The following is a 22,761-nucleotide window of genomic DNA, read 5'->3' on the forward strand; positions in this document are numbered from 1 at the left end:
CCTGCCCCGAACTCCTGCGCCTGCTCCTGCCCGCACCCCGAGGCGACACCCCTCCCGCCTCCTGCACTGCTCCACCTGGCGCAGACCCCACCAGCACCGTGCCTGCCAAGCTCACCCGAGATGGCACATCTATGCAGAATCGGTCTCCTGACCAGCAGTCACACCATCAACATCACGAACTACAGCTGCCTGTGCAAGAGTGCGCCAGCGTCGTTCGAAGGCGTGTGCTTCTGCGGTGATGTACTCGGGGGTGATGGGGCGATTGTACTGGGCGGTGATTGCCCGCCCTTGACACGTCTGGGCGACGTGCTCGGCCGCGGGTTTCTCGGTGTACAGCCGGTGCTCAGCCCACACGTTGTAGACACGCCAGTGCAGGAAATGGCGGCGCAGATTGGCAGGGCTGATGGGGTTGCCGCTACGCCCGTGGTACCCCTGGTGGCTGAGGTGGACCGAGAGTTCGTCGTCGCTGGGCTCGTGACCGTGTTCGGCTTGGTACTCCATCCACGCGAGGTAGTAGCGGTCGGAGGCGGTGAGGCGGCCGTTTCTTCCTCCACAGGATTGCGTCGGCTCACCGATGGGAGCAAACACCCGTGAGCCGTGCTGCGTCGAGGCGGGCTGCACTGCAACTGGTGTGGCAGCGCTATCCGGCATCGGCTGCTTATGGGCTTCATCCGGGAAGGGCTCGTCGATGTCCTTCCGAGCGTCGACCGTGTCAGGGACTGTCATCTCGCCCCTGCGGAAATCCCGTTCCGGCGAGCTTGCGGCGAAGTCCGCTGGCGTTTGATTCGCGGTGGGCTGTTCACCGTTGCGCGCGATGGTGCCCCGCCCGTGCATGTGCGCTGCCAGAGCAGCTGCGTGAGGGAGGTCGTCCGGCTCCTGGTCGTAGCCGTGGCCAACGCTGCCGGCGTACTCATGCCAGGACTGGTCGGTCGGCGGGGGCGCACTGGATTCCTCCGCATTCTTGCTGGCGTGAGGTGCGTAGCGCTTTTGCAGGCCCTCGGGTAGGGGTTGTACTTGTTCCTCAAAAGGCGGGGCGCCCACGCTTGTCGCGAAGCCGTGCATATGGAGCGGTTCGTCGATGCCTGCGGCGACAAGACCTGCGGGCGCCGTCTGGGTGAGGGGGATGCCGTAGCGGGCCAGCCTCAGCGGCATCAGGGATTTCACAGGGGCCTTGCGGCGCCAGGCCCGACCGAAGCGGGAACGCAGTCTCGCCTGATAGACGAGTCGTTCCTGCTCCAGCTTGATCACCTGGTCGTAGGAGCGCAGCTCCCACAGCTTCATGCGGCGCCACAGGAGGAAGGTCGGGACCGGGGAGAGGAGCCAGCGGGTGAGGCGGACCCCCTCCATGTGCTTGTCGGCCGTGATGTCGGCGATGCGGCCGATGGCGTGCCGGGCCGCCTCGACCGCGACCACGAACAGGATCGGGATCACCGCGTGCATGCCCACGCCCAGCGGGTCTGGCCAAGCGGCCGCCCCGTTGAAGGCGATCGTCGCCGTTGTCAGGAGCCAGGCCGTCTGGCGCAGCAGCGAGAACGGGATACGGATCCAGGTCAGCAGCAGATCCAGGGCGAGGAGCACACAGATACCTGCGTCGATACCGACCGGGATCACGTAGGAGAAGTTCCCGAAGCCCTTCTTGATGGCCAGCTCACGGACGGCCCCGTAGGAACCGGCGAAGCCGATGCCAGCGATGATCAACGCGCCGGACACGACCACGCCGATGAGTATGCGGTGCATCTGAGTCAGCTGTAGTGGCGCGGCCACTCGTACGTGCTCCTTTCTGCCGGTGCGCCGTGGTATCGCCTTGCGCATGTTTGGATCCTTTCGGCGAAGCCTCAGGGCACGAGCGAACTTGCCGACCCGGGTGGCTCTTTGCCGTTGAGGAGGCTTGCTGCCAGTTGTTGGGTCTCCGCTTCCGGCGAGCAGTCCAGGGCGTGGTTGACCTGCTGGAGGCGGGTGATGGCGGTATGCAGTCCGGAACGGTTGCCGGCTGCGTGCTCGATCCTCATCCAGTCCCGGTAGAGCAGTTCTGCCGTGTCGTCGGCGTCCAGCCCGGTCGCTACAGCTCGCCGTGCCGCATGGAGGTCGTGGTGTGGTCCTGCGGGCGTGCGGTAGACGGCGACGGTGTGGGCGACGTCGATGATCCGGGTGGTCATCTCCTGCTGGTAGGGCTCCGCCCACGGCAATGGCTTTCCTCCGAACGGCTTGCCCCGCACGAGAGTGAGCGCCCTCTCCAGATCTGTGAGGCCAGAAGCTCCCTGTGGGAGGGCACGCTCGACGAGGTGCAGGAATCGGTTCCAGTCGCAGTGCACTTCGCTGGCGAGCCGGTAGGGGTCGTCGCCGGACTTGCGGCGCGGCACGTAGGGGTTGCCGGAGGGATCGTTTCCCAGGGAGCGGCGCAGGCCCTGGATCCGGGCGTTGAGGGTGCTGGCAGACCACGGGCTGATGGGATCCATGTCGGCGCAGAGCGTGTCCGCGCTGCGCCCGGGCCGGAAATACAGCAGAGAGGCGAGCTGGGCCATCTTGGGACCATGACCGGTGGCAGCCACGCCGGTGACCTCGACCAGTCCCAGCACCCGGATTTCCGGAGCGTGCAGGTCGTGTGCGTCATGCTCCTCCTCCGTCGGACCGCACTGTCCTTCCTGCCGGGGCAGGTGCGGGACGGTGTCCCCCACGGGGTGTTGGTCCTCGTCCCCGTCCGCGGACGCAGGCGCGGGTGCCGCGGTCGGTTCGGGGCCAGAATCCTGCTCAAAGTGGTCCTCGTCGTCCTCGGGTGTCGCTGCTGTGGGCAGCAGGCGAAGCCCGCCCGGATCAGTGGAGGCTGCGAGCAGCGCCGGGAAGATCTCTCGGTCCGTTGCATCTGCTTCCGCCAGCCAGGGGAGCGGCGCCGGATCGCTCGATGCCGGTGCCTCCGCGAGCGGCTCGTGCGGCCTGCTGCCGTGTTCACCGGGAACGTTCTGCCAGGGTCCCTCGGCGGGGTGTGCCGGCTGCCCGGACACGTTCAGCGCGGCAGTGATCTGCAGGTATGCGCCGTGTTCCAGGCGCTGCAGGGTGATCTCGGTTCCTGTGTAGTCGAGGTGCTGCGGCTCGCTGAGCGAGGCGTTGAGGATCTCGGCATCGGGGAAGTGGGCTGCTGCTGTGCTCGCTGGGGCGACCAGGGTGACGGGGACGGTGAATGCCTTGTCGATGACCTCGGCGAACTCCCAGGCTGTGGCCGAGTCCAAAGAGGACGCGCACAGCAGTACGTACGGCTGATGACTGGTCTCGGGCATCTGGTGCGCTTCGAGGAGGCGTTCACTCAGGTCGCGTAGTGCATGCGTGGCCTGCCGCATGTGCGCGATCCGGGCGGTGGGAAGCAACTGCGGCAGGTCCTCACCGAAACCGATCGTGATGACCTCGACCTCGCCTGCCCAGGGGCTCATGCCGAGTTCCAGGGCGAGGGAGGTGCACACTTCGGTGATATGGACGGGGTTGCCGTCCAGCAACAGCGCTGGCAACTGAGCGAGGTTGAGCAGCAGCAGATCGCCGTCCTCGGTGCTGCCGATGGTGACCAGCCCCGGATAGGGTGCCGGCACCTCGCGGGCTGCCTCTTCGTCCAGGAGGACGGCGTCGGCGGGCAGCGACCACCAGCCGCCCTGCCCGGATACGAAAGGCGGCTGCGGCTGGAGGGAGAGGTCCTCTGGCAGGACCTGAAGTGACCGAGCGCCGATGCGCGCGGCACGCAGCTGCGGCAGGTCAGCCGGGGCCCCTGCTTCCGCGAGCTGGTGGGCCCAAGTGCGCAGGGCCACGTCCAGGCGTACGGAGCCGCCGGGTTCGGCGGCCGCCGTCAGCTGCGCTTCGGCCGAGGAGGTCTCCGCCGCGATGGCGATCTTCTCTCCCGGCTTGCGACGACGACGCTGCAGCGTCCTGCGCAGGGCGAGCGCGCCGGTGACGGCAGCGGCAAGGAGCGCTCCGGCACCCAGCACCGTGCGCAGGTCCAACGGACTGCTGCCCGGCGACGACACCGGCGTCTCGGCCGGTGGGGCAGTGGGGGAGGAGGCCGCAGGGCTGGACGGCTCCGCAGCGTGTGAAGGAGAAGCAGACGCCGGAGCGCTGGTGCTAGGACGCGGCGCCGCCGGCGGTGCGCTTTGCTCGTGGCGTGGCCGGGAGGTGGGATGGCTGCTTGGTGCGCTGGGTGCCGGCGTATGCGGTGCGGGAGGGGCAGTACGACTCGGTGCTGGTGGCTGCGTCTTTCCGGTGTGGTCTCCGGGCGTCTCGGTGTCTGGGCTTCCCGCGTGGTCGCCTTCCTGCGGTGGTGACGTGTGCTGCTCCGGCACGGTGATCTGCTGCCCTGCGTAGATCACATCCGGATCGGAGACCGCCGGCAGCCCATCCGGTTGCGGCTTGCCCTGACTGGCCTTGAACAGCTTGGGCCACGCGGCACCGTCGCCGAGCTGCTCCTCCGCGATCTTCGACAGGTAGTCGCCGGAGTGGACCGTGACGACATGCTCGCTCACCTCGGCAGCATCGTCACCAGAGGTGCCGCCGGCGTCCAGCTGTGTCCGGGGGTTGCCAGATGCTGCGGGCGAGTCGGGCATGGCGAGTCGCCAGCCCGGCTGCAGGAAGCTGTTGGCCCTGAAGACCTGGCCGTCGGCCATGGTGCGGCCGTCATTGAGGACGGCGATGTCCCGCCACCGCTCACCGTCGCCAAGTTGCCTCTCGGCGATGCTCCACAGACTCTCCGCGGGCCGCATCTCCCGCACCGTGTACGTGCTGCCCTGCGGCGTGCCCGACGCGGGCGCCGAGGCCACATTGCTCTCCGCAGCCCGAGGGGCTCGGTTCTGGCCCGGTACCTGGGCGGCACCGGCATGCGAGGCGGCATGCGCGGGGGAGGCCAGGGCCGAACTCGTCGGCCACAGCACCAGAATGCTGCCGATCAGCAGGGCCGCGGCCCGCTGCGAGGCACCCAGACCGCGCGGGACCTGCCAACTGCTGCCGCGCAGTTGCGCAACCAGCTCGCGGACCGCACAGAAGGCGAACTGCGCCCAGCCGATCCAGCCCGCTACGAGCAGCAGCACAAGCAACGCGGAACCGGTGTCCTGCCGGGTGAGCAGGTGTGCCAGGTCGTCGTGGGCGGAGTCCCAGATGACCGGGGTCACCCAGACCAGGAGCAGCGGCAGCCCCACCACCGCGCCGGCCAGAACGAGCAGACTCACAGCGGCCCTGACGATGAGGCCCAGGATGCGGCCGGCCGTGGTGGGGGAGTGGGTGGTGCGCATCAGTTTCCTTCGTCGGGTGCGGTGAGGCCGTGCAGGAGAGTGGCCTGGCCATGGCCGGTCACCGACAACGAGCCGATTCCGACCGCCGACAGGAACGCTGTGTCGTAGGAGCCGGTGACCGTGACGGTGAGGGTCTTGTGGTCGGCGGACACGCTGACCGTGCCGGTGGCTCCGGCAGAGCTCAGGTAGGCCTGCGCGGCGGCTGCAGCGTCCTGCGGGTCCACGACGATGGCCTTCCCGCTGATGGCCTGGGCGGGGTCGATGGCCTGCCCGCCTGCCCGGGCGGCCTCACCAGCGATGTAGTCGGCACGCTCGGTGGCCCGCAGCTTCCCCCCACCGTCGACCACCAGGCCGATGATGCCGATCAGCGCGATGACGCACACCGCGACGAACACAGTGACGCCCCCGCGGTCATCTCCCCGCGCCCGCAGGATCCGAAGCAGGACCATCACTGCCCCCGCATCCGGTACCGATCCACCACCGACGCGGCAGTCGACGTGAGGGTCTTGGCTCCTGGCACGCCCGGCAGCAGCAGATCCGACAGGCTGACCGTGCACGTCACGACCGCGGTCACCGTTGCGACCTGGCCGACTGGCACGCTGAGCCCGCTGGTGTTGATACGGACGCTGGTCGACGCACATTTGATGCCCTGATCGTTCAGAGACTCGGCGGCCGCCGCTTGCGCGGCACTCTGGGCTGAAGCAGCGGTGCGGTGAATCGATGCTTCCCTGGCCGCGTCCTCAGCCGCAGAGTCGATCTTCGCCCCGGAGGTGACGATACGTCCGCCGGCGATAGCCAGGCAGATGAACATGATCAAGCACGGGAGGACGATGGCAGCCTCGATGGCCGCGCTGCCCTCATCGCGGCGCAGCCGCTGAGCCCACCCGGAGACGGAACACACGTGCATCACCCTCCCGGCACCGTCCAGCGCTCTACCGAGCCGGACGCCGACTGACTGACCTGCAGACCCGACATCCCTGGAATCATCGACATGGCCGTTCCGGTGACCTGAACGTGCACACGCTGCCCGTCGCTGCTCGCCGAGACGCTGTAGCCGCGCAGGCTGTCGCCCGCTGTCCGGCTAAGCACACTGCGAGCACGGTCCGCACCGTCGGCGGGGCTTGCCTGGTAGGCGCGGGCCGCGGCGGCCCCCTCACGCGCAGCCGTCAGAGCGATCTGGCGTGCGTAGTACCACATGGATGCCTGGATGACAGCGACGGTCGCCAGCAGCACGAACGGGAACACGATCGCCATCTGCACGGATGTGTCACCGCGGTCGTCGCGCCAATTTCGGCCCTGCCACCAGTCCTTCAGCCGCCCGGTCACAGCCCTGAGAGCTTGCCGTTGTACTTGGAGATCACTACCGCGATGGTCCCGGCGATCAGTACGGCGCCGGTGACAGCCGCCACCCAGATGATCACGGTGGTGATGCTGATGTCGCCGCGGTCCGGCTGCCGCCGGGCCTCTTCCAGACGCTCTTCAAGGCGTGTGGTCAGCCGGTGCACCAGGCGGTAGGTGCGGGCTGCGGTGTGCTTCATGGTCTTCGCTCCTCGCAAAGAAGTGAGAGTCGAGCAAGACAGGGGTGGGGTTAGACGGTGAGCATGCGGATCACTGTGGGGAACGCCATCAGCAACATCACCAGCACCGCGAGCAGGGCTCCTGGGGCGGTCATTTTTTCGCTGGCCGTATTCGCCTCCGCGGCCTGGTCGGCCAGCAACTCGGCATTGAGCGCGGCCGTTCGGGCTCGCAGTGCTTTGTAGACGGCGGCGCCGTCGGTAGCCGAGCCCCGCATGATGTCGGCGATGTCGTCAAGGACGGGCAGGTCGTACTCGCCTGCGAGCTCCGTCAGCGCCTGATACGGCGGGATCTTCTCCAGCCGTGCCCGCCTGAGCGCCGCCTGGAGATAGAGGAACGGCCAGCCGCGGCCGACCTCGGCGGCCTTCTCCAAGGCCTCCCCCGGACCGGCATCGGCGGCGCGCTTGAGTGCCACCAGGTCGAGGTAAGCGGACACGGCGTGCGCGAACTCCTGCCGCGCCCGCTTGGCCTGGTCCCGCACCGCGAGGTCCGGCGTGAGGAACAGCAGGCCCGCGATGAGGAGACCTACACCGGCCGGCACGTAGAACGGCACGCCGACACCCGCGATGATCCACGGAGTGGTCGCGAACACCGGGCAGAGCAGCCCGAGACCGGCCAGCGCGGTCTTCTTCAGCATGAACTGGCCCGGCCCCTGCCCCAGCAGAGCCAGATTCTTCGTGGGGATCCGTGCGCCCGGAAGACGCTCGAGGCGGGCCAGCAGCCACCGGCCCCACCGTTCCTCACGGTCCAGTTCCGGCTCGGGCATCGTCAACGCGGCCGGGGCGCTGCGCGCGAGCGCCGGTGCCAACGCGGGCTGTGAGCCCAGCAGCTCACGCACCAGCAAGGCGACCCCGGCACCGACGGTGCCACCGCTCAGCACGACGGGAAGCAGATTCATGAGGTGACTCCCTCCAGGGCACGGCCCGAAACCGGCGCATGATGCCCAGGAGCCAGCGAGGGCAGCCGGACCGTGCTGGACGGATCAGGGATGAGTAGACGCGGGATACGGCGGAAGGAACTCAGCTGTCGCATCAAGGCGAGCACCCCGACGAACCCGGCTGTCAGAAGCGCAAGAACCAACTGGCCCAGGAGCGTGGAGTACGGCTTCGTGTACGACGGGACGAAGAACCCGGCCACCACGATGCCGACCGTGATGAAGGCCATCCACCGCACGGTCGTCCGCGGCTTCGCACGGTCAGCCTCGATCGAGCGCTTGCGGGCGACTTCGTCGCGGACTGTGCCCGCGAGGTCCTCAAGCGCCTGTGCCAGACCAGGACCGCGGTCGTTCACCGACAGCACCAGCGCGGCGATCACCTTGTCCGCGGTGACATCGTCGAGTTCGTCGGCGAACACCCGCAGTGCCGCCTCCGGCCGCCAGCCCAGACGCAACCGGTCGGACAGGTTGGTGATCTGCCCGGCGAGTTCGTCCGGCGCTCCCTGACGGCTGGCGATCACCGCCTGTTCCAGCCCCATACCAAGGCGCAGCAGGCCGGCCAGCCGCTGCGTCCACTCGCTCAGCGCCTCCAGCTGGCCGATGCGCTCCTGCGCGAGCTGCGCCGGGCTGATCAACCAGGGCACGCCGATGACAGCCGCGCCCAGCAGAGCTCCGCCAACGAAGTTCCCCGAGACCAGCCACACGACGACGAAGACAACGAGCGACGCAGCGGTGAGAGTGCGCCGGCGCAGCCGGGCGTCCGCACTCTGCTCACGTCCGCCGCGCAGCGCCTGCCAGCGCTGACGCCAGGGAGCCCGCTGCGGTGCCGTGGTGCCCACGACACCGGCAACGACACCGATCACACCACCGACCACAGCCAGGCCACTGAGAAAGGCCCACAGCAGGATCATCGTCCGGCCCCCACCTTCAGCGGCAGCGGCGCCTGCCAGGCCCCATAGGGATGCTGCAGCAGACCGGAGTCGAATCCCACGCGGCGCAGATCATCGATGCAGCCGGGGTCCATGCGGGGAACAGCCCGCAGCTCACCGAACTCGGCGCCGGGGGAGAAGACCTCGTTGACGGCCGGGCGGCCCATCTCACCGATCCCCGTCAGCTCCAGGACATGCGAGACGTAGCGGTGGCGGCGGCCGCCGATCTGCGTCTCGTCCGTCATGTCGACGTACGCGATGAAGTCCAGCCCGTTGGCGGTCTGCCGGTAGGCGAGCTGCTCGGACAGATTGCCCTGGGCGAGTGCATACAGCTCAGCGATCCGGTCGAAGATGACGTCCGGGCGCCTGGCGTGGATCGTGCACAGGTTGCCGCCGGAGCCATTCGTCAGCGCCTGCATCATGGCGACCACCTCCGGGCCGCGGACCTCGCCGACCACGATCCGCTCCAGCGACATCCGCAGCGCCGGATGCATCAAGTCCAGCAGCGTGACCTCGCCGGCGCCGCGCCCGGTGACGTCCTTCTCCCCGTTGGACTCGCGGCCCACCAGGGAGACGACCTGCCGGTGGTAGCCGTTGGCATGGCAGAACAGCTCGTCCTCGGTCTGGACGGTGGCGAACCGGCACTCCGGGTCGAACTCCCTGAGCATCGCCCGCAGCAGCGTGGTCTTCCCCGCCTTCTGCTTCCCGGCGATCATGATGTTCTTCTCGGCCCGCACACACGCCCCGAGGAACTCCCGCAGAACACCGTCGATCGTGCCCAGTCGGACCAAGTCGTCGAGACCGGCGTGGGAGACCCGGTGCCGGCGGATGACCGCATACGTCATCGGCCCGAGACCAGTGATCGCCTGCAGCCGGGAGCCGTCCTGCAAAGACAGCGCCAGCGTGGGGCTCGCGGTAGAGATGGTGCGCTCGCTGTGCCCGGACCCTCGAGTCAATTCACGCAGCAGATCCAGCAGTTCCTCTTCCGAATCCGCGATCGGCCCGACCATGCGCCGCCCACCGTCGCCGTAATCGAGCCACACCTCATCCGGTCCCTGGATGATGATGTCCTCGACCCGCTCGTCGTCCAGGTACGGCTGCAGCCGCCCGGCACGGAAGAGCAGGTCATACACGGCCCGCCGCAGTACTTCGTCTTCCTGAGGCGCCATCGCCTGGGCGTCCGACCACAACGCCACCGCCTCGTTGATCCAGTCCAGGCAGCGCTGCTCTTCGCTGGCCCGGTCCATATCAGGCGTGGTCTTCAGCAACTCCTCGCGCTGCTTGGCGACCTGGGATGCGATGTGCCGGGCCACCTTGTAATCAACGGTGATCTGCAGCGTGGGAGCGCCAAGTGCGTGCACCTCGGTGGCAACACTGGCAGGTGCCCCGTGTGCCTGGCGCGGCCAGGCCTGCTGGGGCCGGCCCGGCGGCGGAGCCACGGTCGGATCTGCGTGTAACGGCCTACCGCGCACGGCTCACCTCCCCACCCGCGGCCGTCGCGCACCGCGGATCGAGGCGGGCCCGCCGCACCGCGGCCCGCTGGACCAGCAGTGCGCTGCCCGTCCGAGCCGCCTTCATCAGCGGCGACTTCGTGAACTGACGCGGCTGCTCGGCGCCGTCGGACAGCACACGGGCTTCCCTGGGCGCATAGGGCAGGGTGGCGACCACCGGCACCTGCAGAACCCGCTGCACCTCGCCCGCCGGATAGGATCCCTCGTCGACAACGATCAGCCCGACGTCCCCGACCCGCTCCTCCAGTGCGCTCACTCTCGCCTGAGCCGCCTGCAGACAGCGCAGAGTGTTGCGAACTACCACCACCACGGCATCGGCCAGCTCGGCCAGCACGCCAGAGGGACCGAACGCCCCGCGCCGGCCAAGGTCGACCAGAACATCGTGGCCGTGCTCGGCCTCGATACCGCGGAAGGTCACGGCCAGTGCCTTCCACACCGATCCCAGGCTCGCAGCCTGCGCAGGGTCGGTGATACCCGGCAGCAACAGCCGGTTCCGCAAAGACTCCTGCTTGCCTTCCTCGCTGCTCAGATCAATCAGCTGACGCCAGAAGGCCTCACCGAACTCGCCCTTGCGGGCCGCTACTGAGAGGTTACGCAGCCCGTACCGGTCGCCGAGCGTTCCCTGTAGAAGCCCGTGCAGCACCGCCCCGCCGTCCGGGTCGCACTCGGCCAGGACCATCCTCCGGCCCGTCTCCAGCGGCCACGACAGCAGCATGGCGAGAGCGCTCGTGGTCACACCGGGCGCACCGCTGCAGCCGGCCAGCGCGATGACAGCCATCAGTGGCCGTCCGGGGCAGCGAGAACCAGGCGCAGGGTGCCCGCCGACACCCACGCGGCAGCCGTGGGACCGTCCTCGGAGGAAGTGGCGACGTCGACGACCACGATCCCTGTGCCGGGGGCGGCACCAGAAGCCTTCACGACCCGCCCGTCGATGGCCCACGGCGAAGCGTCGGAGGCCTTGCCCGTGTCCACCTGCCCCTGGGCCGGGACATGGACCAGCTCCACCTTCTGGCCCGGCACGAGCGCCGTGGCCGGCACCTGCTCGGGCTTCAGCCCGATCGGCACCAGCTGCTCGCCAACCTTCACCAGGGAGTCCTTCGTGACCTGCGACGGCGTCAGAAGAGAACCGGGCTTCAGCTCCACGGCGGCCCGCTTGCCCACCACCGACTCCACGCCGTCGGCACGCACCGCCTTGACGGCAGGATCCAAGGCGATGGAGGCCTTGCCCAGGTCGCTCTCCGTCAGGACCTGTCCAACCTGGACAGCACGGACCACGGTCACCACCTCAGTGCGGTGGCCGGCCTGAAGCAGCAGGACGGCGACGCTGGCCCCGCCCGCGGCAATCAGAGCCACAGACAAGGCGATCATGCCGGGACGGCGCCGCCGCGCCGAAACCCGCGGGGGAGCCACCGGGCCGGTCACTCGCTCTTGCTGGGGAAGGCTGTTAGGGCCGGTAGCGTTTGGACGTTCTTGGGTCTTGCTCAATGTTCCACCCTTCCAGGCCTGTTGCCTATCGGACGACCTGCAGCTCGCCGACCGCTACTTGCAGTTGGGACTGTTTGACCGCGGTGAGTTGGCCCGTTTCTCCGCCGCCGTTCACATGCCAGTCGACCGTCCATGTCGACGTCGCAGTCACGGTGTACTTGGCGCCCTTCTGGGCGGCGGAGGTACTGCTGTAGGTATGGCCGCAGGTCGGAGACTCCTGCTTGCCATAGGAGGCCTTGTACGCCTGGGCCGTCGCAGGTGACCGTCGAGTCGTCGCCCATCTTCCAGTCGATGCGCGAGACCTTGGCGACCGCGGTCACCGTCACGCCGCCGGCCGAGGCACTCGCGGTGTTCGGTCCGTAGGTGGTAGGGCTCTCGCGTACCCACAACCACGTGGGCATGCCGATGAGGTACTTGCCAGCTGCCGATGGACTGGCGGTATCCGGTCCCCTGAGTGTCATTACGTGCCGGGTCCGGAGTCGTGATGCTCGTGTCACCTTGTCTCCCCGTATACGCGGTTCGAAATGTCAGTTCAGAACCTGGATTTCCTGTACGCCGACCGTGAAGGGGGTCTGGCGTACTTCGGTGAACGATCCGGTGTCCGCGGGCCCTCCAGTTACAGTCCAGTTGACGGTCCAGGTGGCCGTCGCGGTGCCGCGGAACACACCACCTTTCTGGCCGGCGGAGGTCTTGTCGTAGACGTGCCCACAGTCCGGTGACTTCGACTTGCCCATGGATGGCTCGTACTTCGTTCCGGGTCCGTTGCAGACGACGGTCTCGCTGCCATCGCCCATCTGCCAACTGATGGAGGAGACTTCTGCCTTCGCGGTGACGGTGACGCCGCCAGCCGTCGCGGTGGCGCTGTTGGGGCCGTATGCGGTGGGGGTTTGGTCCACCCACATCCACATGGGCATGCCGAGCGCGTATTTGCCGTCGACTCGCGGGTTAGCGATCTCGGGGCCGACCAGCTTCATGGAGTTCACGGCGCGGCGAGCGAGGACTTCCGGGTCGATCCGGGGAGCGGCCGGCTTGCCTTGGCCGTCTGGGATCCACACGACGCCGATGCGGCCGGTCGCCGGGCACAGGATCTGGTAGACGGCGCCCTTGCCGCCTTGGCGCTTGCCGTCCTTCATGGCCAGATTGTCTGATGGCGGCTGTGGGTCCAGCTTGGTGTAAGTGCACTTCTCTTCGGAGTTGCCGCCCGAAGTCCGGTGGCCGCTGCCATCTTTCGAGCCGCGGTCGGAATTGCCGCCTGACCCGGGCGTGCTCGTGGGATCACTGGCGCACACGGTGACCAGGATTTCCGAATTGACGCAGTTAGGGTCGGCCGAGCCGCCGCCGGCTGCGGGTGCTGCGGGTGCTGAGGTAGCGAGGAGAAATGCGGCTGTGCCGACTGCTGCTAAGCCTCTCAGCATGTCCGTTCACCGTCAGGGGTGTAGTCGACGATCATCCAGCGCCCATCCCACCGTTCTGCCTTGGCTGTAGCCACATAGCGCTTGGGCTGGTTGGCGGGCAGCGGAATGACCTTGCCGGTCTTGACCTGCTTGGCTCGCCATTTCGTCAGGTCGATGCAATCGTTCACGGTGGCCCTGGGCGTTTTGGCGTCGAGGTCGATCGACGACACCTTCGGCGAGTGGCCGACCTCGCCGCCCCCGACTGTTCCGGACTGCTTCATGTGCGCCAGGTCGAGGCGGAACTTGCCGAGGGCGTCGAGCGACGCGTACTTCGTCAGGTCGGTTCCTTTGGCGTCCGCCTTCTGGTACGCCTTCATCTGCTCGGCCCACATGTTGGTGTAGGTCTTCAGAACGGTTCCCCGCTCGGCAGCAGCATCGGGATGTGTTGGCGCGGGTTCCGTGGTCGGCGGAACAGTCGACGCGGTCGGGTTCTCACTGGCTTGGTCATGTGTCTGACTGTCACTGCTGCCGCACCCGGAGAGCGCGGCCAGCATGGTCAAGCCGAGTAGAGCGGTTGCATACCTGTGGTTGCGAACAGGGGCAATCCCGGTCCGGAGTCGTGATGCTCGTGTCACCTTGTCTCCCTGTATGCGCGGTTCGCGATGGTCGTTGTGCGGGAGCGCCGGGAGGCGGCACCCCAGGCTCGGTAGCCGGATCAAGCTGCGGCTATGCGTTTGTGTAGCGGCAAGATTACGCATAGATCAGTCAACGTCCCAGAGAATTACTCGAGTTGACTGGCGCAACTCGCGATGTAACCGGTCACTTCCGAAGCCATGGATCGATTTGCGGTTGTGCTTCTTCGCCAGCTCCGGCCGCAACTGATCCAAGTTGGGCTGCCCGTGGCTCCGCCTGGGGCCGTGGCTGGTTGCGAATGGGATACCGACCCGTCGGTTCCTGCCATGTTGATGGGTGCCTTTCGGGCGCCTTGGCCGGAGCCCTGGGGGTTGTGCGCCGGGCGGAGGTGTCGGGAGGGGGTGCATTAGGGCTCGCCAGGCAGGGGTGCAGGGTGTGTGCTGGACTGCGGCCACACGGTGATGACATCGCCGTCGAGGGTGACGCGCCTGCCAGGGAAGCGGCATCGGATCGTGTTCAGGTCTGTGAGGTCGAAGTCGCTGCACCCTCGGACGACGCAGGCTCCGCCGACGTAGGAAACCTCCCGCGTCCGTGTAGGCCAAGCGCTGTCGGCTACTCCTTCATGGATGCGAACGGCTCTATCGGCTTGCGGCATCCGTTCCCCCCAAGGTCACGTTGAGCAATGCCAGTTGGGTCGGGCAGCTCGGCTATGCGAAAGTAAACTACTACTTCGCTAAAGCAAATATCAAGTGGGATTTTGGGGCTGTTGCACGGCTGCTACATCCCTCAAGGGGGCTATGCGGTGTCACAGCCCGGTCCACGGGCGGAGCTCACCCCCCGGTAGCGGGACCCACACTTCACAGGTGGCGCCGTGCTCTTCAAGGTCCTCGAGGACGACTGCTCCCAGCGGGACCTCGCGCGCCAAACCAGCCACGAGCGGATGCTGGACGACCATGGCCTTGAGGTCGCTGATCCGGTTGTCCAGCGTCTGACGGGATGCACCAGTCAGTACGAACAGGACGCGGGGGAACACCGGGTACCACCGTAGCCACCCCGGTCCGGAGGCCTGTCGGCGTCGGCCGACGGGCTGAGGATCGTACGACCACAGCCGGGCGTACTCGATCAGCTTGGATGCAAGCCGCTCGCTGCTCATGGTGGACCTGTCGACCTCGACGAACGCCCGCAGCTTCCGCCGCTGTTGACTGTCGATGAGCGTGTAATGCATGACCGCGTCAGCCACGAGCCTCTCGCCGTCACCAATCGCGTGAAAAACCTCAGGAGTCCAGTCCAGATGCCCGTGTTCGTCACCGCGGCGGCGGGCATCCACGACGAAAGCCAGGTGCGCCCGGACCACGGTGAGGGTGTGCGGGGTCTTCAGCGATGCGGCCGTGGCCGAGGTGATCGGATACGGCGGCCGACCGCGCAGCGCGGGCCAGTCCAGGGTGAGGCGGGCGCCCTTCGGTGTGAGGTACCACACGCGGGTACGGTGGGACTGAGGGAGCACGACGAACTCGACCAGATGCTCACGGCGGAGCCTATTCAGCTGCTCGGAGACCGACTGGCGAGAGCGGTCGGGCCGCAGTAGCAGGTGCAGCTGCTGGGTAGAGGCCATGCGGTGCTGGGCCAGTGCGGCCAGGAGCTGGTGGGCGAGCGGCTCGACAGGGCTCGGCGTGAAGCCTGTTGCGCGGTTTTGCGAGTGCGGCACTGTGGTCATTCGTATTCCTTCGACAGTCGGACTGCTGTGGCACCGGCAGGAGCGTGATCGGCGAGAAAGGCCGCGACACGGCTGAGCTGGTTGGAGACGCGGTCGTTGAGCTGGCTCAGGGGGAGCGCTCCGGCGTTCGCGTGGGCAGCCCGCTCCAGTGAGCGAACCTGTTGGGGGCGCGCCTGAGCGGCGAAGACCTCATCGAGGTGGGGACCGCGCAGCTGGACGGGGCCGATACGGCGGCCACGGACGGTCATGGACGCGTAGTGCTCGAACCGGTCCATGGTGGCGACCTGGTCGGAGCTGGGGCTATCTCCCCACTCATCGGTGATCGGCGCAATAGCGGACTTCGAACCGGCCGTGGTCGCCAGTGTGGAGGCATTCTGCAGCAGGGACAGCCGCACCGGCATGGGCAGGCGGGCCAGCAGCTGCGTCATGCCGTGGACCTGGCACTTGTACTTGCGGAAGTCCTCGAACATGGCGGCGATGGTCTCCGGCGCCGCACCCGTCAGTGTGATCAGCTCGTCGAAGTACGAGCGGAACGACACCCGCTGGTCCTCACGGGTGTCACGGCGCGAGCGCACCGCCCGCAGCAGATCCCGGGCGAGCAGCGCGGTCAGCAGCCGGTCGGTCGGCCCATTGCCGCCCGGACACACCCAAACGATCATTTGATTGTCCATGGCGGCGCGGATGTTGTAGATCCCGATGGGCTGGCCGAGGAACGCGCGGGTGACCGGGTTGGCCGCCAGCCGGGCGATCGGATTGAGCACGACGGCGAACGCATCGGTCGGCAGGGTGGGGAACACAACGTGCCACCAAGAACGGGTCTCCTCATCCAGACGTTCTGCGGCTGCGGCGAGTGCCAGCCCGCGAAACCGGGCATCGGTGAGCAGAGCCCGCACGTGAAAGAGGGTGGCCTGGTCTTCCCTACGGCCGGCCCGGCAGGCGGCCTCGTTGACCGCCACCAGGACCGCCAGCGCAGCGGTCAGGATGGTGATCGCGCGCGGTGCGCTGGCGTCGTCCCAGCTGAGCGCGGAGGCGTAAGCGTCGGTGACGGCCTCGACGACCTCGTGCGCGGCCTGGCCCTGGTGCATGCCGAGCGGATTCCAGGAACTCACCTGGGGGTTGGGGCCAAGACCGTTGAGGTCGATCAGCGCTATCCGCTGCATGAGCGTGGGGTGCGCCAGGAACGTGGTGGCACGCGGCCAGGAGTCACGGTGCGGGTCGAGGAACAGCAGTCCGCCGCCGGCGTGGGCCCAGCCGATCGCCTGCGCCAGGGCCCGCTCGGTCTTGCCGCCGCCCGACTTGCCGACCCCGACTTCGAAGAGCGTCTCCTCCGCGTAGGTGGCAACCAGGCGCTCCCGGCCATCCGGACTCCGGTAGATGCCCTGCAGGAGAAGCTCGGGCGCACCGAAGGAAAAGGCAGGGAGGTCACCGGCGAACAGCGGCAGCCGGCAGTGCACGGTGGGGGGCTTGAGCAACCCGGTCAGCTCCTCCAGCCTCACCCAGTTTGCTCGCGGTGGCTGGCAGTGCCCGAGCCGCCAGCGGCGCTCGAAGCCGCGGCGTGTGGGCCAGTGGTCGGCACCGAGGCGCCACGGTCCCAGGCGCCACCCGCGCATGGCCCACCGTGAGTGGCCGCCGAACACGTCCAATGCGGCCTGGAGCTGGCCGAGCCGGGCCTGGGCGCGGCCATCGGTGTTCGAGGCGCACATCACCAGCAGTTGCACCCTGACGAGGTGGTCGTCGTCGGCGAGTTTGCCCAGGGCCTCCGCTGGCTCGACCCGCCGCGGTACCGGCGGCATGACCAGCCGCCGCCCGGCACCGGAGGCTGGTCTGTCGCTTAGCTGCTGCTGCAGATGCCAGATAAGGGAGTCCTCGATGCCGGTGGCGTCCTGTCGCAGCCAGCGGGCGGCACGCTGCGCTTCACGCCGCTCGGAGCGGCGTGCGGCACCCATCAGCTGCAGGCGACGCGCCCTCAGTGCCCACTTGGGAGCGCGCTGTATGTCGAGCCGGATCTCGGCGAGGTCTCCGAGATCGGCGCGCAGGTCGGACACGGCGTCGATGAGCGGCTGGAGCGGGTCGGGGGTGAGGGGCACCTCACGCAGTGGTGCGGTGGGTTTACCGCGTAGGATGAACTCGGCCCGCACGGCGTGCTTGCGCGTCTTGTCGGTGATAGGACGCGCCCGGCTGACCGTTACGTTCGACCCGAACGGGCTGATGGTCAACAGCCGTTCGCCGCCGGCCGGGCCCTCGATGCGGTAGCGCAGCGGGCTGGAGCCGTCCGCTCGCAACCGGACCTGCACGCTCTTGGCTCTGCGCGGTGCCCACCACGGCATGGAAGTGGAAGCGCGGGCCAGCTGCACACCCCGGCGGAAGATCTCCTCCAGGGACGGATTGAAGTGCTGGTTGGGCACCAGCTCCAGAGCCATCCGCTGGGCGGAGGCTCGCGCCCCGAGGCGCCGCACGACCTTCTCGCCCGCGCCCCAGCACGCCGCAAGGGCCAGGGCGAGCACGTACCAGTGTCCGTACAGCCAGCCGATCGTGTCCACTGTGCTGGAGATCAGGCCGAGTATCTGGCCGGTCACTGGCGAAGCAGCCTGGTCACTCACGTACGGGGCAGCGGAGTCCACGTGGATGTTCCCTTCTTCGAGGTCCGGGTGAAGTAGAGGTCGTTGATGCGGCCGTCGGTGTAGGTGCCGCCGCGGTCGGTGCCCGCCCACACCACGTGTACGACCACCCGGCCACCGGTCCCATCACGGCGGGCGATTGCGGCTTGGATGCGAAACCGGGTCGGCGTGAACGCTGGTGCCATGGCCTGGTCGGGACGCCCGAAGACCCCAGGCCATCTCGCGCGGCCGATTCCAGTGGCATCTGCTCGCAGTAGCTCGCGGCCGGCCGTGAGCAGCTCACGCTCGTCTGCAGCTGTGAGGTCAGCGGGCCAGGAAGCAGCCAACGCCTGCTGTATAGCCCGGTCACCAGCCGTGCCCTCCCCATGCGGTGGTAGCTCCGGCGCATGCACTGCCAGGGATGGTGAGGCGGCGACAGGAGAGACGGTCCCGGGAGCAGCACCGTGCGCTGGCGTGCCGCTGCCGGCCGGGGCGCGCGAACCCATCCCTGAGGAGGGAGCCGCCGAGGCGGCGTGAGCGGGCGGCGTAGGCGGGATCAGTGTTGCTCGGGTGCTGGTTGCATCCGGCATGGCCAGCACGATGCAGCCGACCATGGCCAGGACCGCGGTGGCAATCAGCAGCAGCCATGGGGAACGCGGCGAGGAATTCGTCATAGGAGGCGGGCTCCCCCCGCATAGCCGGACATTGCGTTGACCGCGTCCAGCCGTACGACGGCGCCGGGCCGTGGCGCATTGACCATCTGACCGCCTCCCATGTAGATACCGACGTGGAAGATCGTTGAGTCCCGGCCCGGGGCGTAGGCGTAGAACACGAGGTCGCCGGGCTTGAGAACGCCGGTGCCGAGGCGGGCAGGGATCCGCCGCCCCATTGCTGCCTGAGCGGCTGCGGTACGCGGAAGCTGGACGCCAGCCTTCGCGTAGGCGTAGGTGGTCAGCCCCGAGCAGTCAAAGCCCTTGATGCTCGTGCCGCTCTTGCCGCTGCGCGTGCAGCAGAATCCGTAGGACGGGCCGTCAGCATTGCCGCCGCCCCACGAATAGGGCACACCGCGCTGCGAGAGCGCTGCGCCAAGGACGGCGCGGACCTTCCCCGACACGCTCTTCAAGTCGGGCTCCCGGGCGGCCGCCGTGTACTGGTCGATCCATCCCGTCACATTCGCGACGTACTCGCTGGAATGGTTGTACTGCCAGATCGCGGCCTCCAGCTGGGAGCGCTGGTTCAGGTCCCGGCCGTGGCCGCACAGGTAGACGGCGGCGCCGAGCGCGGCGTCATCGGCGTTGTGCGGGTCCGCTCTCTTGTCGCCGTTTCCGTCCTTCCCGATGCCCGCCCACGTGGAGGGCAGGAACTGAAACGGCCCGACGGCGCGCTCGCCCGACGCGGTGCCGTCCCACTTGCCGCCGTCGGTGTCCGGCACGACGGTGGTGTTGCCCCCCATCCCGGATCCGTTGAGCAGCACTCCGTAGATCTTCGGGCGGATGTCGCCGTTGTCGGTGATGTTGTGGCCGATGGCGTGATTGGACTCGACCTTGGCGATCCCGGCGAGGATCGGCCAGCGCATGCCCCTGCACTTCGGCACGTACCGGCCGGCCTGCTGGCTGCCGTTCTTGTAGGCGGCCAGCATGCGCGGCGGGATATCTGCGGCCATGCCGCCGTCGGCGATTCCGCCGTCGTCCGTCCGGCCGGCCTGGAGCGCAACGATCGCGCTGATCGCGCTGAAGACGGGAGCCGCGCAGCACACGGCGCCGAACATCAGCAGGACGCTCACGCATCCCCACTGCCCGAGACGACGTCGCAACCGGCTCACCAGGAGTCACCTTCGTTCTCCTCGCGCGCCCGCTCGATGTCCTCTGCGGTGAGCCCGATCAGCTTCTCCCATTCCGCCCACTCGGCCGACAGCTCAGCCCGGGTGGGGCGGCTGGAGCGGGTGGTGTCGGCACCGCCTGACGGGGTGGCGGCTGGTGGACCGTTGCTGCCTTCCACGCGGTGTGCGAGGTCGGGGTCGACCCGGGTGCCGCGTTCGCTCGTCCGGCCTCTGCGTTCTGCCGGATCGTTGAGCAGCTTCTGGAAGCGCTCCACAGGCGGCTCTGGGGCAGGCGGCCGGCTGGCAGGAATGCCACTGGAGCCCGGGTGCGCCGTTGGCGTCCGGTCACCGGCCGGACGGCCCCGTCCTGAGGCACCCGTAGAAGACGGGCGTTGTGCAGCTCCCGCACCGCGGGATGAGGCCGCGCCTGTTGTGCTGGGCAGGCGCCGGCTGGCGAAGGGACCGGGGCTCCCGCTGTCATCGGTGTGCTCCCGCAGGACGCTGGAGACACGGCGTCCCGCGTCGGCCCAGGCCCAGCCGTCTTCGCGGATGGTGTTGCCCCATACCCGCACCTGCTGGCGGACGTCTTGGGAATAGCGCGAACCCCCGTCACGGGCGCGCCGGACACTGGTCGGCAAACCGACCGTCGCCCCGTAGGCGGCCCGGCTGCCGCGGTGCGCAATGCGGTACCCGCGCAGGCGGACCAGCCGGTTGTGTGCGCGGGTGGAGAGCAGCGTGCGGTCGGTGTTCTGGTCGTGCAGGATCTCACCGGTGCGACGGTCGACCACCAAACCCTGTTCGTTGCGGTAGCGGTCGGGCGGGCCACCGGGCCTACGCGGCCCATCACTGCCTGAACCTCCCGATTCACCGTCGGAGGGGCCGCCGGCCTGCGGGTCACCATCGGCGGTGGGCTTGCGCCATTTGGCCAGCTGCTCCTTGTCCGGCCGCTTCCCGATCAGCACCCACTGCGCACCCTTCAAGCCGAGCCGCGCGCCCAGAGCGCCTACGGCAGCCGCCGCGGTGAGCGGGGCGAGCCCGCGGCCGGCCTCGGCGGTTGCGTCGGCGAGCACTCTGCCCGTGTCGATGGGCATCCCCGAGCCGTCGAAGAAGGAGCCGAGAGCTCCCATCAGCCGCTGGCGGGTGCCGAGCATCCCGTACCGGCCGCCGCCGGTGAACATCCTCAGGCCTCCGCCGTATCCGCCCATGGCGACAGGGGAGTTCATGGCCAGGGCAGCCCCGAGTTCGGAGGTGTCGCCTGCCATGTGAGTGCCGCCGACCTTGGCATAGCGCATCCGCATGGCCATGCGCTGACCGAAGGAGGTGATGCCGTTCAGCAACCGACGGTGCCCGGCCGCGCCGGCGATGGCCAGCACGTCGATCAGCAGGATCCGCTCGACCATCAAGTCGGGGCCGTTGGTGATCGTGGCGTCCACGGCGATGCCGAAGAACGGGATGAACGCGCATACCCCCACAAGCACGAGGACAGCGATTCCCCACAGCGACAGCCATTTCCACACGCTTTGCCGTGCAGGCCCGGGCAGCATGCCGGCAACGAAGGTGACCCCTCCCGCCGCCGCAGCCCCCACGCACACGAACTGGGTACCCAGCAGGACGATGGCGCTGGAGAGGAGCATGCCGCAGATGAACAGTGCGGCAATGAGCAGGAGCCCGGCGCCGCCGACGCGCCACCAGGTGGGCTTTTGCGCATACGCAGCGCACGCCTTGCCGACCGGACCGGCCTTCTTCAGATCGGCAAGGAAGGCCGCGAACTGCTGGTCCTCTTCGCTCACCAGCGGGGTACCGGTGTCCAGGAGTTCCCCGCCAGGGGTGAGGGAGGGCAGCTTGCCGCTGTCCGGAGGACCGTGGCCGCCCTTGGCACGCAGGCAGAACTCCTTGGCCGCGCCCTTGATCAGATCACAGGCCTTCGCCGCACCCGTCGGTGCCCCAGGCCTGTAGCCCCCGGTGACCCACTTGAGATGGATGGCGTAGGCCTGACGGTCGGATGCTTTGGCAGGGTCGAGAACGCGCCCGTATTCGAGCAGCATGTACGGCTTGACGATCAGCGCGTTGGTGATCGAGTCCTGGATCGGACGGGCCACCTCCTGGGCGGAAACCGGCCCCTCACCCTCCTGCTTCAGGCACCGGATCTCAGCGTTGCCGGCCAGGCCGCCGCACGGACTGTGGCTGGCGATCTTTCCGCCCCAGTTGTAGGAGTTCACCGAGTCCTGCGCGACCTCGGCGCCCACCTGCTGGCCCTGTCCCAGCGGGCCGTCCTGCGTCAGCAGGTAGTCGGGGCGGACAAACGCGGACGCGGCGATGGCTGCGATCAGCAGGGTCAGGAAGATTTCGCCCAGGCCGCGGCCCACCCGGCCGCGCACGATCATGAAGGCGGCGAACACGAACGCCCAGGCCAGCAGCAGTCCTTTCAACCCCAGCGTGTCGACGACGATGCTGTTGTAGGTGTCGGCGACCTTCTGAGCTGGACGGATCAGGATCTTCAGCAGGGGGAACCGGAAAGCCACCTCGATCGTCCACCCGGCCAGGCCGACCAGCAGCCGGATCAGGGTGAACAGCCCGGACAGGGCGAAGGCGAGGGCCTGGCTTTTGAAGTCGACGATGGAGCCGCCTTCAGAGTTCAGTTCGTAGCCATTGATCGGCACGCCTTCGGAGGAGGCGATGTTCAGCGGCGCAAGCAGGTCTCCGCTCACACCACTGGTGCTGCTCGCTGCATATACGACCTGGCTGTTGACGATGACGAACACGCCGACGAGCAGCAGAACGAAACCGGCAGAACGGAGCGTGCCGCGGTCGGGACGGAACATCCTTCAGCCCCGCCTTTGCCAGCTGGCACCCCGGCACCGCCACATCGCCAGGGCGGCCAGGCCCGCTCCCAGCCACACCAGCCTCCACGC

Annotated in this window: 18 protein-coding genes; all 18 read right to left on the minus strand. The window is 68.2% G+C overall.

Going from position 1 to position 22,761, the window contains the following annotated elements:
- Positions 1-129: 129 nt before the first annotated feature.
- Positions 130-1,737, minus strand: a complete 1,608-nt coding sequence (locus ACZ7P3_RS40195) for a DUF2637 domain-containing protein (protein WP_472089552.1) — start codon at positions 1,735-1,737, stop codon at positions 130-132.
- Between the two features lie 98 nt (positions 1,738-1,835).
- Positions 1,836-5,258 carry a LysM peptidoglycan-binding domain-containing protein gene (locus tag ACZ7P3_RS40200; RefSeq protein ID WP_472089508.1) on the minus strand — a complete coding sequence of 1,141 codons (3,423 nt, stop codon included), beginning with the start codon at positions 5,256-5,258 and terminating at the stop codon, positions 1,836-1,838.
- Complete coding sequence (locus tag ACZ7P3_RS40205) at positions 5,258-5,707, minus strand: TadE/TadG family type IV pilus assembly protein (protein WP_472089510.1); 450 nt, start codon at positions 5,705-5,707, stop codon at positions 5,258-5,260. The genes ACZ7P3_RS40200 and ACZ7P3_RS40205 overlap by 1 nt, the downstream gene beginning before the upstream one ends.
- Positions 5,707-6,159, minus strand: a complete 453-nt coding sequence (locus ACZ7P3_RS40210; protein WP_472089512.1) for a TadE/TadG family type IV pilus assembly protein — start codon at positions 6,157-6,159, stop codon at positions 5,707-5,709. Before ACZ7P3_RS40210 ends, ACZ7P3_RS40205 begins: the two co-directional genes overlap by 1 nt.
- A 5-nt stretch (positions 6,160-6,164) precedes the next feature.
- Entirely contained in the window at positions 6,165-6,584 is a 420-nt protein-coding gene (locus ACZ7P3_RS40215) for a TadE family protein (RefSeq protein WP_472089514.1), read from the minus strand.
- Entirely contained in the window at positions 6,581-6,796 is a 216-nt protein-coding gene (locus ACZ7P3_RS40220) for a hypothetical protein (protein WP_472089516.1), read from the minus strand. Before ACZ7P3_RS40220 ends, ACZ7P3_RS40215 begins: the two co-directional genes overlap by 4 nt.
- Positions 6,797-6,846: 50 nt before the next feature.
- Positions 6,847-7,731, minus strand: a complete 885-nt coding sequence (locus ACZ7P3_RS40225; RefSeq protein WP_472089517.1) for a type II secretion system F family protein — start codon at positions 7,729-7,731, stop codon at positions 6,847-6,849.
- Entirely contained in the window at positions 7,728-8,678 is a 951-nt protein-coding gene (locus ACZ7P3_RS40230; RefSeq protein ID WP_472089519.1) for a type II secretion system F family protein, read from the minus strand. The genes ACZ7P3_RS40225 and ACZ7P3_RS40230 overlap by 4 nt, the downstream gene beginning before the upstream one ends.
- Entirely contained in the window at positions 8,675-10,057 is a 1,383-nt protein-coding gene (locus ACZ7P3_RS40235; protein WP_472089521.1) for a CpaF family protein, read from the minus strand. The genes ACZ7P3_RS40230 and ACZ7P3_RS40235 overlap by 4 nt, the downstream gene beginning before the upstream one ends.
- Before the next feature lie 100 nt (positions 10,058-10,157).
- Positions 10,158-10,985 (minus strand): hypothetical protein, encoded by an 828-nt coding sequence (locus ACZ7P3_RS40240; protein WP_472089523.1) that lies wholly within the window; start codon positions 10,983-10,985, stop codon positions 10,158-10,160.
- The gene (locus ACZ7P3_RS40245) at positions 10,985-11,575 is read right to left on the minus strand and encodes an SAF domain-containing protein (RefSeq protein WP_472089525.1); all 591 of its coding nucleotides are present in this window, start codon (positions 11,573-11,575) and stop codon (positions 10,985-10,987) included. Before ACZ7P3_RS40245 ends, ACZ7P3_RS40240 begins: the two co-directional genes overlap by 1 nt.
- A 644-nt stretch (positions 11,576-12,219) precedes the next feature.
- The gene (locus tag ACZ7P3_RS40250; protein ID WP_472089526.1) at positions 12,220-12,825 is read right to left on the minus strand and encodes an ATP/GTP-binding protein; all 606 of its coding nucleotides are present in this window, start codon (positions 12,823-12,825) and stop codon (positions 12,220-12,222) included.
- Between the two features lie 275 nt (positions 12,826-13,100).
- Positions 13,101-13,646: a hypothetical protein gene (locus tag ACZ7P3_RS40255; protein WP_472089528.1), complete on the minus strand. Its 546-nt coding sequence runs from the start codon at positions 13,644-13,646 to the stop codon at positions 13,101-13,103.
- A gap of 878 nt (positions 13,647-14,524) precedes the next feature.
- Positions 14,525-15,433 (minus strand): replication-relaxation family protein, encoded by a 909-nt coding sequence (locus tag ACZ7P3_RS40260; RefSeq protein ID WP_472089530.1) that lies wholly within the window; start codon positions 15,431-15,433, stop codon positions 14,525-14,527.
- Positions 15,430-18,054 (minus strand): ATP/GTP-binding protein, encoded by a 2,625-nt coding sequence (locus ACZ7P3_RS40265; protein WP_472089532.1) that lies wholly within the window; start codon positions 18,052-18,054, stop codon positions 15,430-15,432. Before ACZ7P3_RS40265 ends, ACZ7P3_RS40260 begins: the two co-directional genes overlap by 4 nt.
- Positions 18,030-18,161: a hypothetical protein gene (locus ACZ7P3_RS40270; RefSeq protein WP_472089534.1), complete on the minus strand. Its 132-nt coding sequence runs from the start codon at positions 18,159-18,161 to the stop codon at positions 18,030-18,032. The genes ACZ7P3_RS40265 and ACZ7P3_RS40270 overlap by 25 nt, the downstream gene beginning before the upstream one ends.
- Before the next feature lie 539 nt (positions 18,162-18,700).
- Positions 18,701-19,852, minus strand: a complete 1,152-nt coding sequence (locus tag ACZ7P3_RS40275; RefSeq protein WP_472089536.1) for a C40 family peptidase — start codon at positions 19,850-19,852, stop codon at positions 18,701-18,703.
- Positions 19,849-22,671 (minus strand): hypothetical protein, encoded by a 2,823-nt coding sequence (locus tag ACZ7P3_RS40280; RefSeq protein WP_472089538.1) that lies wholly within the window; start codon positions 22,669-22,671, stop codon positions 19,849-19,851. The genes ACZ7P3_RS40275 and ACZ7P3_RS40280 overlap by 4 nt, the downstream gene beginning before the upstream one ends.
- Positions 22,672-22,761 lie beyond the last annotated feature (90 nt).

This window comes from Streptomyces sp. NPDC107581, from assembly GCF_055657175.1.